The 11,339-nt window shown below is 66.4% G+C and carries 9 protein-coding genes and 1 pseudogene; 4 read left to right on the top strand and 6 right to left on the bottom strand.

What is annotated here, in order from left to right; translation table 11 throughout:
• The 5 genes and pseudogenes from sufC (E3T28_RS11625) to sufB all read right to left on the bottom strand — a co-directional run.
• A partial coding sequence (gene sufC / locus E3T28_RS11625; protein WP_134431232.1) for a Fe-S cluster assembly ATPase SufC occupies positions 1-617 on the bottom strand: 617 nt, incomplete at its 3' end.
• 81 nt (positions 618-698) lie between these two features.
• Entirely contained in the window at positions 699-1,025 is a 327-nt protein-coding gene (locus E3T28_RS11620; RefSeq protein ID WP_134431229.1) for a non-heme iron oxygenase ferredoxin subunit, read from the bottom strand.
• A gap of 95 nt (positions 1,026-1,120) precedes the next feature.
• Positions 1,121-1,249: pseudogene (gene sufC, locus E3T28_RS11615) on the bottom strand (Fe-S cluster assembly ATPase SufC); the annotation flags it as partial.
• Between the two features lie 114 nt (positions 1,250-1,363).
• Positions 1,364-2,533 (bottom strand): Fe-S cluster assembly protein SufD, encoded by a 1,170-nt coding sequence (sufD, locus tag E3T28_RS11610; RefSeq protein WP_134431226.1) that lies wholly within the window; start codon positions 2,531-2,533, stop codon positions 1,364-1,366.
• 30 nt (positions 2,534-2,563) lie between these two features.
• Positions 2,564-3,982 carry a Fe-S cluster assembly protein SufB gene (gene sufB / locus E3T28_RS11605; RefSeq protein ID WP_134431223.1) on the bottom strand — a complete coding sequence of 473 codons (1,419 nt, stop codon included), beginning with the start codon at positions 3,980-3,982 and terminating at the stop codon, positions 2,564-2,566.
• 267 nt (positions 3,983-4,249) lie between these two features.
• Between sufB and E3T28_RS11600 the strand changes: the two genes are divergently transcribed.
• Positions 4,250-5,191 (top strand): COX15/CtaA family protein, encoded by a 942-nt coding sequence (locus E3T28_RS11600; protein WP_134431220.1) that lies wholly within the window; start codon positions 4,250-4,252, stop codon positions 5,189-5,191.
• A 26-nt stretch (positions 5,192-5,217) separates the two neighbouring features.
• Here the strand turns inward: E3T28_RS11600 and E3T28_RS11595 are convergent, their stop codons facing one another.
• On the bottom strand, positions 5,218-6,138 hold the full coding sequence (locus E3T28_RS11595) for a heme o synthase (RefSeq protein WP_134431218.1): 921 nt from the start codon (positions 6,136-6,138) through the stop codon (positions 5,218-5,220).
• Between the two features lie 284 nt (positions 6,139-6,422).
• On the opposite strand from E3T28_RS11595, the gene tkt reads away from it, so the two are divergent.
• The 3 genes from tkt to E3T28_RS11580 all read left to right on the top strand — a co-directional run bounded on the left by tkt (position 6,423) and on the right by E3T28_RS11580 (position 11,318).
• Positions 6,423-8,516 (top strand): transketolase, encoded by a 2,094-nt coding sequence (gene tkt, locus E3T28_RS11590; RefSeq protein ID WP_134431215.1) that lies wholly within the window; start codon positions 6,423-6,425, stop codon positions 8,514-8,516.
• A 61-nt stretch (positions 8,517-8,577) separates the two neighbouring features.
• A complete protein-coding gene (tal, locus tag E3T28_RS11585; RefSeq protein ID WP_134431212.1) occupies positions 8,578-9,714 on the top strand; it encodes a transaldolase in 1,137 nt (378 codons plus the stop codon).
• On the top strand, positions 9,711-11,318 hold the full coding sequence (locus tag E3T28_RS11580) for a glucose-6-phosphate isomerase (protein WP_134431209.1): 1,608 nt from the start codon (positions 9,711-9,713) through the stop codon (positions 11,316-11,318). The genes tal and E3T28_RS11580 overlap by 4 nt, the downstream gene beginning before the upstream one ends.
• Positions 11,319-11,339: the final 21 nt, after the last annotated feature.

Genomic DNA, 11,339 nt, shown 5'->3' with positions numbered 1-11,339 from the left:
TGCGTGATCAGGAGCAGGCCCAGGCCGGTATTCTCCTTGGCCCGGTTCACGCCCTCCGACACGATCTTGAGCGCGTCGACGTCGAGGCCGGAGTCGGTCTCGTCGAGCACCGCGAAGCGGGGCTTCAGCAGTTCGAGCTGCAGGATTTCGTTGCGCTTCTTCTCGCCGCCGGAGAAGCCCTCGTTCACGTTGCGCTCGGCGAAGGACTTGTCCATCCGGAGCTGCTTCATCGACTCGCGCACATCTTTGATCCAGGTGCGGATGGGCGGCGCGGTGCCGTCGATGGCGGTCTTCGCGGTGCGCAGGAAGTTCGTCACCGTCACGCCGGGGATCTCCACCGGGTACTGCATGGCGAGGAACAGGCCCGCGCGGGCGCGCTGGTCCACGGTCATCGTGGTGACCTCTTCGCCGTCGAGCAGGATCGAGCCGCTGTCGACGGTGTACTTGGGGTGACCTGCGATCGTATAGGCGAGGGTGGACTTGCCGGACCCGTTCGGGCCCATGATGGCGTGGATCTCGCCCTCGTTGATGGTCAGGTTCACCCCGTGCAGGATCTGCTTGGTGCCCTGGTCGGTCTCGACGCTGACGTGCAGGTCTTTGATCTCAAGAACTGACATGAATTCGATTTCTCTTTCGTTCTCCGGCGCGTACGCCGGCAGGATGGATGGCCGATCGGCCGGTGCTGAACGGGGCCGGCGTCAGACGGGCACGGTAACGGCAGGGTCGATGTAGACATCGCCGTTGATCAGGTCGACTTTGTACACGGGGACCGGCTCATAGGCCGGGAGGTTGAGCGGCTTGCCGGTCTTCAGGGAGAACTTGGAGCCGTGGGCCCAACATTCGACGGTGTCGCCCTCGACGAAACCTTCCGACAGGGAGATGTCCCCGTGGGTGCAGGTGTCGCCGATCGCGAAGACGTCTCCGACGGCATCGCGGACGACAACGATGGGGACACCATCGATTTCGACTTTGACTGCTTCGTTGACGCCGAGTTCGTCGAAGCCACAGATCTTTATGGAGGCCATGTTAGTTGTCCTTAGTTGCGGTCAGTTCTGCTTCGACGGCGGCCTGGAGGCGTTCTTCGAGTAGGGGGGAGCCGATCTGCTGCACGATCTCGNGACCCGTTCGGGCCCATGATGGCGTGGATCTCGCCCTCGTTGATGGTCAGGTTCACCCCGTGCAGGATCTGCTTGGTGCCCTGGTCGGTCTCGACGCTGACGTGCAGGTCGATGATCTGTAGAACTGACATGGAATTCTCTTTCGTTCTTCGGCGCGTGCGCCGGGAGTGCGCCGCTGATGCGGCGCCAAATAGGGGTGTGGCCGATTGCTCGGCCGGGGAAGCCGGGTGTCCGGCGACGGATGCCTAGCTCGGGTCGCTCGCGGTCAGTTCTGCTTCGACTGCGGCCTGGAGGCGTTCTTCGAGTAGGGGGGAGCCGATCTGCTGCACGATCTCGCTGAGGAAGCCGCGCACGACGAGACGCCGGGCCTCGTCTTCGGTGATGCCGCGGGACTGCAGGTAGAACAGCTGCTCGTCGTCGAAGCGGCCGGTCGCGCTCGCGTGCCCGGCACCCGTGATATCGCCGGTCTCGATCTCCAGGTTCGGGATCGAATCCGCGCGGGTGCCCTCGGTGAGCACCAGGTTACGGTTCTGCTCGTAGCTGTCGGTGCCGGCCGCGTCACGACCGATCAGGACGTCGCCGATCCACACTGTGCGGGCACCCTTACCCTGCAGGGCGCCCTTGTAGGTGACCCGGCTGCGAGTGTTCGGCGCGATGTGGTTGACGAACACCTGCTGCTCGAGGTGCTGATCCGCGTCGGCAAAGTAGAGGCCGAATAGCTCGGTGTCCGAGCCGATCCCGGCCAGCTGCACCGACGGATTGACTCGCACGATGCTTCCGCCCAGGGTCACGACGACATGCTTGAGGCGCGCGTCCCGGCCGATGGTCGCGAAGTGGTTCGTCAGGTGCACGGCGGTGTCGCCCCATTCCTGCAGGCTCACGATCGTCAGGTTCGCGGCCTCGCCGAGAATGATCTCGACGTTCTCGCTCAGGCGGGCCTCGCCCGTGTTCTCCAGGATCAGGATCGCCCGGCTGAACGGCTTGGCCTCGATGATCGTGTGCGCGCCGCGCGGGCCGGAACCCAGGGCGGCACGGGTCACCGTGACCTCCTTGGCCTCCTCGCCGCTGATCGTGATCGCGAGGGCCTTCTCGAAACTCGACCACGCGTTCGCCGACGCGCGCTCCTCGGGCGCCCCGGCGGAACCGATCCGCGGATCGGCGCGGTCGACCCAGGCGACGTCGACACCGGCGATATCGGTCGACTCGACCGGGTACACGGATCCGTCGAGCACGCCCGCGGTCAGGTCGGTGAACTTCTTCACCGGCGACAGCTTCCAGACCGCTTCGCGACCCGTGACGGGCCCGAAGTCGGCCACGTTCACGCTCTTGAACCGGTCGGACCGGGTCTGCACCGGCACGTAACCGAATCGGCCGTCCGAGTGCTCCGTGATGCCGTGCTGCTCCGCAGTGGGCATGGCAGTACTGAGGGTTCCAGTGCCCGACATCTAGCCGACCGACCCTTCCATACCCATTTCAATGAGCTTGTTGAGTTCGAGGGCGTACTCCATCGGCAGTTCCCGGGCGATCGGTTCGATGAAGCCGCGCACGATCATGGCCATCGCTTCGTCTTCGGGCATCCCCCGGCTCATCAGGTAGAACAACTGCTCCTCGCTGACCCGCGAGACCGTGGCCTCATGACCCAACTGCACATCGTCCACCCGGATATCGATCGACGGATACGTGTCAGAGCGGGACTGCGTGTCGACCAACAGTGCGTCGCAGCGAACCGTGTTCGCGGAGTGGTGCGCCGTGGCATCCACCCGCACCTCGCCGCGGTAACCGGACCGGCCACCACCCCGGGCAATCGACTTCGACACGATCGAGGACTGCGTGTACGGCGCCATGTGGATCATCTTCGCGCCCGCATCCTGATGCTGACCCGGACCCGCGAACGCCACCGACAGGGTCTCACCCTTGGCATGCTCCCCCATCAGGTAGATCGACGGGTACTTCATCGTGACCTTGGAACCGATGTTGCCGTCGATCCACTCCATCGTGGCGCCCTCGGCAGCCGTGGCCCGCTTCGTGACCAAGTTGTAGACGTTCGTGGACCAGTTCTGGATGGTCGTGTAGCGAACGCGGGCGTTCTTCTTCACGATGATCTCGACCACGGCGGAATGCAAGGAGTCGGAGGAATAGATCGGGGCCGTGCAGCCCTCGATGTAATGCACGTAGCTGCCCTCATCCGCGATGATCAGGGTGCGCTCGAACTGCCCCATGTTCTCCGTGTTGATGCGGAAATAGGCCTGCAACGGAATCTCCACGTGCACGCCCGGCGGCACGTAGACGAACGAACCGCCCGACCAGACCGCCGTATTCAGCGCGGCGAACTTGTTGTCGCCGGAGGGGATGATCGTGCCGAAGTACTCCTCGAAGAACTCCGGGTGCTCCTTCAGCGCCGTGTCGGTATCCATGAAAATGACGCCCTGCGCGGCGAGCTCTTCGTTGATCTGGTGGTACACGACCTCGGACTCATATTGGGCGGCAACACCGGAGACAAGACGCTGACGCTCGGCCTCGGGGATGCCGAGCTTCTCGTAGGTGCTCTTGATGTCCTCGGGCAGGTCGTCCCAGGTCTGGGCCTGCTTCTCCGTAGACCGCACGAAATACTTGATGTTGTCGAAATCGATGCCCGACAGGTCGGCGCCCCAGGTCGGCATGGGCTTGCGCTCGAACAGTTCGAGGGCCTTCAGGCGACGCTGCAACATCCACTCCGGCTCGCTCTTGAGGTTGGAGATGTCGGTCACCACCTCCGGCGAGATGCCACGGCGAGCGGAGGCCCCGGCGGCGTCGGAATCCGACCAACCGAATTCATACACGCCGAGCCCCGAAAGTTCAGGGCGGTCAAGCAGGACGTCAGACATATCTACCTCTTCTCCCATCCACGGCAACCCGGATATCAGTCCGGTCATTCCCAGAATGGCCTCCAGCGGAGACCCGGTCGGGGAACGGGTTGTGTGGGCGGCTACGTTGCGTACCTAAGATGTTTAAGAACGACGGGGTGGTGCGCCGCGATTATGTCAACCGCTGTGTTCCCGCCCATGAAACACCTAATTCTACAGGCTGGCGACGGGATCCTTCGTGCGACCCGGCGTTTTCACATGTGGTCCATTGAAGAGGGAGCAGAACCGGTGAATCGAATTGCGGCGTGGTTGCCGAACAGGATCGACAGGCGCGTGCGGGTGATCGCGTGGGTCTACCTCGCCGCCCAGATTCTTCTGGTCGGCACGGGCGGCCTCGTGCGCCTGACCAGCTCGGGCCTCGGCTGCCCCACCTGGCCCAAGTGCACCGCCGATTCCCTGGTCAACACGCCCGAGATGGGAATCCACGGCTTCATCGAGTTCGGCAATCGCCTGCTCGGGATCGCCCTCGGCCTGATCGCCATCGCGGCGTTCCTCGCCGTCGTCCGCCTGCGCAAGGAGCGCCCTGACCTGTTCTGGATCGCCCTGCTGGCGGGCCTGGGCATTCCCGCTCAGGCCGTCATCGGCGGGATCAGCGTCCTCGCGCAGCTGAACCCGTATGTGGTCGGCTTCCACTTCGTGATCTCCGTGATCCTGGTATCGCTGTGCACCGTCTTCGTGCACCGCGTCTACACCGGTCGGGTGCAACGCACCCTCGCGGTGCCGGTCTGGTACCGGACGCTGGCCTACGTGACCAGTGCGGTCGTGTTCATCACGATCCTCGTCGGCATCCTCACCACCGGCTCCGGCCCGCACGCCGGCGACGCGGATGCTCCGCGCACCGGCCTCGACCCCGAAGTCCTGCAGCACGTGCACAGCTGGCCGGCCTATGCCACCGTGGTCCTCACCGTGATCCTCCTGGTCGCCGCCTTCTCGCGCGCCCTGCCCACGCAGGGCTGGGCCCTGCTGCTGCTGCTCGTCGAGGCCATGCAGGTCGGCGTCGGCCTGATCCAGTCCAACACGGGGCTCCCGGCCGGGCTGGTCGGCATCCACATGGTGCTTTCCTGCGTGCTCGTTGCCGTCATGACCGCGCTGGTCCTTGATCTCCGCACACCGGTCGACATGCGCCTGTCACCGCTGGCAACCGACGCCGCTCTGGTCGGACGCCGCTAGCCGATGCCGTCGCCCCAGGCGCTTCTCTAGAACGGGAGCAGCGGGTCGACCCCGACGGCCAAGAACAGCAGGGTGAGGTACGCGATCGACCCGTGGAAGACGCGCATCGGGGACACCTCCGCATGGCGGATCGCCATGCCGTAGAGCCGGTGCGTTTCGTAGATGAACCAGGCGCCGGTGACCAAGGCCACGAAAAGGTACAACAGACCCATGTCGGCGATCGGCACGAGCAGTAGCGAGCAGGCGACGGTCGCCCAGGCGTAGAGGATGACCTGCAGGCCCACCTGACTCCGGCCCCGAACGACGGCAAGCATCGGCACCCCCGCCGCCTGATAGTCGTCCCGGTATTTCATGGACAGCGGCCAGTAGTGCGGCGGCGTCCAGAGGAAGATGATCAGGAACAGGATGAACGGCGGCCATGACAGGTCGCCGGTCACGGCCGCCCAGCCGATCAGCACCGGCATGCAGCCCGCGATCCCGCCCCACACGATGTTCTGGGCCGTGCGCCGTTTCAGCACCATCGTGTAGAAGACGACATAGAGCAGGATGGCGGCGAGCGACAAGGCCGCGGCGAGCCAGTTCGTGAAGGCCAGCAACCAGAGAATGGATGCCAATCCGACCAGCCACGCGAACACCAGCGCCTGCCGGTCGGAGAGCTCCCCCGTGACCAGTGGGCGATTCCGGGTGCGCTTCATCACCCGGTCGATGTCCCGGTCGAGGTAGCAGTTGAATGCCCCGGCCGAGCCGGCACTGAGGGAACCGCCGATCAGGGTCGCAAGGACCAGCCACAGGCTCGGGATGCCCTGCTCTGCCAGGATCATCGTGGGAGCGGTCACCACCAGAAGCAGCTCCACGACCCGCGGCTTGGTCAGCGACAGGTAGGCCCTGGCCGTGCGGCGGAACGTGCGCGGGGTGCTCAGGATGTAGGTTTCGGCGGCTCCGGGCATGGCTCCTCCAATGCTGGTGACAGTGAATGTGATTCTAGGCGACCAGCCGGAACCGGGACCGTCGACGGCCCGCTCGGGTGCGCCACGGAAGGACACATCACCGGGTCCGAACCGGCGTTGCCTATACTGGGGCATGCTCGCCAATCTCGGTGCATGCATGCTGATCCACCGGAACCGGGCATCTGCTGCGACACCGTGATGACGCTGATGTCCTCGGGCGCGCACAATAGCGGGTGCGGGTTCTCAGCAACCTTCTCCCTTGTCTTCAGAAGGGTCAATACCAAGTGGCAGCACTGCAGTGGGATTCCATCGACAGCAAGGCGGTCGACACCGCACGCCTCCTCGCGGCCGACGCCGTGGAGAAGGTCGGGAACGGACATCCGGGTACCGCCATGAGCCTTGCTCCGGCCGCCTACCTTCTGTTCCAGAAGGTCATGCGGCGGGACCCGTCCGACAACGAGTGGATCGGTCGTGACCGCTTCATCCTCTCGGTCGGACACAGCTCGCTCACCCAGTACGTTCAGTTGTACCTGGGCGGCTACGGCCTCGAGCTCGACGATCTGAAGGCGCTGCGCACCTGGGGTTCCAAGACCCCCGGGCACCCGGAATACGGTCACACCGACGGAGTCGAGATCACGACCGGTCCCCTGGGCCAAGGACTGGCCTCCGCCGTCGGCTTCGCCTACGCCTCCCGCTTCGAGCGGGGACTGTTCGACCCGGATGCGTCCGCCGGCGCCAGCCCGTTCGACCACTTCGTCTACGTGATCGCCGGAGACGGTGACCTGCAGGAAGGCATCACGAGCGAGGCTTCCTCCCTCGCCGGACACCAGCAGCTCGGCAACCTGATCGCAATCTACGACAGCAACCAGATCTCCATCGAGGACGACACCAACATCGCCTTCACCGAGGACGTCGCGGCCCGCTATGCGGCCTACGACTGGCACGTGCAGACCGTCGATTGGAAGAAGACCGGCGCCTACGTCGAGGACGTCGCCGCGCTCAACGACGCGATCGAAACGGCCCAGGCCGTCACCGACAAGCCGTCGCTGATCATCCTGAAGACCATCATCGGCTGGCCCAGCCCGAAGAAGCAGAACACGGGCAAGATCCACGGTTCGGCGCTCGGCGCGGAGGAGCTGGCCGCCGTCAAGACGGTTCTCGGCTTCGACCCCGCGCAGACCTTCGAGGTCACCGACGAGGTCATCGCGCACACCCGCCGGGCCGTAGACCGCGGCGCCGCCGCGCACGCCGCCTGGACCGTCGAGTTCGACGCCTGGGCGACCGCGAACCCCGAGCGCAAACTCCTACTCGACCGGGTGCTCTCCGGCGACCTGCCCGACGGCGTCGACGCGGCCCTGCCCGTCTTCCCGGCCGGCACCGAGGTGTCGACCCGTGCCGCGTCCGGCAAGGTCCTGACCGCCCTCGGCACCGTGATCCCCGAACTGTGGGGCGGCTCGGCCGACCTCGCCGAATCAAACAACACCACCATCAATGGTGCGGCCTCGTTCATCCCGGCGGAGCACTCCACCGGTGAATGGACCGGCGACCGGTACGGCCGTGTGCTGCACTTCGGCATCCGTGAACACGCCATGGCCGCCATTCTCAACGGCATCGTGCTGCACGGGAACACCCGCCCCTTCGGCGGCACCTTCCTGATCTTCAGCGACTACATGCGACCGGCCATCCGTCTGGCCGCACTGATGCAGTCCCCGACGATCTTCGTCTGGACGCACGACTCCGTCGCCCTCGGCGAGGACGGTCCCACCCACCAGCCGATCGAGCAGCTCGCAACCCTGCGCGCCATCCCCGGGCTCGATGTGGTGCGCCCCGGCGACGCCAACGAGGTGTCCTGGGCGTGGAAGACCATCCTCGAGCGTCGCCAGGGCCCGGCCGGCATCGTACTGACCCGCCAGAACATTCCCGTGTTCGACCGCGGCGAGGGCGACGCCACCGGCGACGTGCTCGCATCCGCCCAGAACGTCGCGAAGGGCGCCTACGTGCTCGCCGAGGCGCAGGGCGGAACCCCCGACGTGATCCTGATCGGCACCGGCTCCGAGGTGCAACTCGCCCTCGCGGCCCGCGAGCAGCTCCAGACGGAGGGCATCAGCGCGCGCGTCGTCTCCGCCCCCAGTCTCGAATGGTTCAGGGAGCAGAGCGCCGAGTACCGCGAGTCGGTTCTGCCGGCATCGATCACCGCCCGGGTGTCGGTCGAGGCGGGCATCGCGTTGACCTGGGACAAGTACGTCGGCGACCGCGGCCGCAGCGTCTCGATCGAGCACTTCGGTGCGTCGGCCGATTACAAGACCCTGTTCCGTGAATTCGGCATCACGACGGATGCCGTCGTGGCCGCCGCCAAGGAATCCCTCGCCGCGCACTGAGATCGCCGCGCCGCGACACCGCACACACCTGATTACCCTGCATTCCAAGGAGATACGAAATATGACTGAAACCACTCCCCTCGCCGAGCTGTCACTGGCCGGCGTCAGCATCTGGCTGGACGACCTGTCCCGTGAGCGCATCGCTTCCGGCGGCCTGGCGAACCTGATCGACACGAAGAACGTCGTCGGCGTGACCACCAACCCGACGATCTTCGCCGGCGCCCTCAGCAAGGGCGAGGCGTACGCGGAGCAGGTGGCCGCTCTTGCCGCCGCCGGAACCAGCGTGCACGACGCCGTGTTCGAGATCACCACCGACGATGTGACCGCGGCCAGCGACATCTTCCGCCCGGTCTACGATCGCACCCACGGCGTCGACGGGCGCGTCTCGATCGAGGTCGAGCCCGGACTGGCCCACGACGCGGCCGGCACGGTCACGCAGGCCCAGGCACTGTGGGCGAAGGTCAACCGGCCCAACGCCATGATCAAGATCCCCGCCACGGTGGAAGGCCTCGACGCGATCACCGCGACGATCGCCCTCGGTATCAGCGTCAACGTCACCCTGATCTTCAGCCTCGAGCGTCACCGCCAGGTCATCAACGCGTACCTGTCCGGCCTGGAGAAGGCCAAGGCGGCCGGCATCGACCTCGCCACGATCCACTCCGTGGCATCGTTCTTCGTGTCGCGGGTCGACACCGAGATCAATGCCCGCCTCGAGGTCATCGGCACGGATGCCGCGCTCGCCCTCAAGAGCAAGGCCGGCGTCGCGAACGCCCAGCTCGCCTACCAGGTCTACGAGGAAGCCTTCTCCACCGAGCGCGCCCTCGGCCTGATCAGCGCCGGCGCCAACAAGCAGCGTCCCCTCTGGGCCTCCACCGGCGTCAAGGACACCACCCTCCCGGACACCCTCTACGTGACCAACCTGGTCGCGCCCGAGGTCGTCAACACCATGCCCGAGAAGACCCTCGACGCCACACTCGACCACGGCGTCATCCCCGCCAATTCCATCACCGGAGCGTACGACGAAGCCAACCGGGTCCTCGACGCCCTCGCCAACGAGGGTGTTTCGTACAACGACGTCACCCAGGTTCTCGAAGCCGAAGGCGTCGCCAAGTTCATCATCTCCTGGAACGAACTCCTCGACACCGTGACCGCTGCGCTCGACGCCGCCAAGGCGACCGAGACCGAGGCCGCGCTGTGAGCTTCCGAATCTCGGTCACCGGCGCGGCGGCGGAGGCCGTTCGCACCACGGTCCCGACCCTGGTGGCCGACCTCGTCGCATCCGGGATCACCGCCCTCGACCCGGCCCTCTGGGGTCCGGACGCCGAAGCCGAAGCCGCGAAGCGACTCGGCTGGACGGAGTCCGTCGCGGATTCCCGCCCGTTGGTCCCGGAGATCCTCGCCCTGCGTGACTCCCTGCGGGCCGCCGGCGTCACCCGCATCGCCCTCGCCGGCATGGGCGGCTCGTCGCTGGCCCCCGAGGTCATCACCCGCACCTCGGGCGTGAACCTCACCGTGCTCGACTCGACCGACCCCGGGCAGGTCCTCGCGGCCCTCGGCGAGGACCTGGCCGTGACGGCACTCGTCGTGTCATCGAAGTCCGGATCCACCGCCGAGACCGACAGCCAGCGCCGCGTCTTCGAGCGCGCGTTCCGCAAGGCCGGTATCGACCCCGTCGAGCGCATCATCATCGTGACCGACCCCGGTTCCCCGCTCGACGCGGACGCCCGCGCCGTTGGCTACCGCGTCTTCAACGCGGACCCGACGGTCGGCGGACGTTTTTCGGTACTGACCGCGTTCGGACTTGTCCCCTCCGGCCTCGCCGGCGTCGACATCGCCGAACTGCTCGACGAGGCCGAGGCCATTTCGCTCTCCCTCGCCGTGGACAGCCCCGAGAACCCGGGCCTCATCCTGGGTGCGGCCATCGCCGCGACCACCCCACGCCGCGACAAGCTCGCGATCGTCGCGGACGGTACCCACATCGTCGGTTTCCCGGACTGGGCCGAACAGCTCATCGCCGAATCCACCGGCAAGCAGGGCATCGGCATCCTCCCGGTCGTGCTCGACCCGGACGCCCCCGAACTGGCGCTGAACCTCCCGGACCTTCAGGTTGTGCGCCTAGTCGCCGACGCCGGCCTCCACGTGTTCCCCGACGACAACGGACGGGATGAGATCCGGGTCAGCGGCACCCTCGGCGCGCAGTTCCTCGTCTGGGAGTACGCCACGGCCGTCGCCGGCCGCCTGCTCGGAATCAACCCGTTCGACCAGCCGGATGTCGAGGCCGCGAAGAACGCGACTCGCGGCCTGCTCGACGCCCGCCCCGAGCCGGCCCCGGCCGCGTTCATCTCGGACGGAATCGAGATCCGCGGCACCGCGCACGTGATCGGGGCCGCCAGCGACCTGGCTTCCGCTGTCGATGCCCTGATCGAGGAGCTGGGCACGGACGGCTACATCTCAGTGCAGGCCTACGTCAACCGGCTCGCATTCCCGCAGCTCGCCGAAATCCGCGACCTGCTGGCAGCACTGGCCAAGCGCCCGGTCACGTTCGGCTGGGGACCCCGTTTCCTGCACTCCACCGGCCAGCTGCACAAGGGCGGACCGGCCTCCGGCGTGTTCCTGCAGATCCTCACCACCCCGGACGTCGACCTCGACATCCCGGAGCGCCCCTTCACGTTCGGGGAACTCATCCAGGCCCAGGCCAGCGGTGACGCCAGCGTGCTGGCGGACCACGGTCGCCCGGTGCTGACGCTGACGCTGACCGACCCGGCGACAAACATCACGACCCTGTTCGACGCCCTGCGCTAGACCGTTCGGCGCCGGCCACCC

This window comes from Cryobacterium sinapicolor, assembly GCF_004403465.1.
Classification (GTDB): domain Bacteria; phylum Actinomycetota; class Actinomycetes; order Actinomycetales; family Microbacteriaceae; genus Cryobacterium; species Cryobacterium sinapicolor.
Note: the sequence above shows the minus strand (reverse complement) of the source record. Positions and strands in the feature narration are given on the sequence as shown.

Coding starts and splice junctions, on each gene's coding strand:
- E3T28_RS11620 (WP_134431229.1), bottom strand. CDS start 1,025: ATGGCCTCCATAAAGATCTGTGGCTTCGACGAACTCGGCGTCAACGAA.
- tal (WP_134431212.1), top strand. CDS start 8,578: ATGACTGAAACCACTCCCCTCGCCGAGCTGTCACTGGCCGGCGTCAGC.
- sufD (WP_134431226.1), bottom strand. CDS start 2,533: ATGCCCACTGCGGAGCAGCACGGCATCACGGAGCACTCGGACGGCCGA.
- E3T28_RS11595 (WP_134431218.1), bottom strand. CDS start 6,138: ATGCCCGGAGCCGCCGAAACCTACATCCTGAGCACCCCGCGCACGTTC.
- sufB (WP_134431223.1), bottom strand. CDS start 3,982: ATGTCTGACGTCCTGCTTGACCGCCCTGAACTTTCGGGGCTCGGCGTG.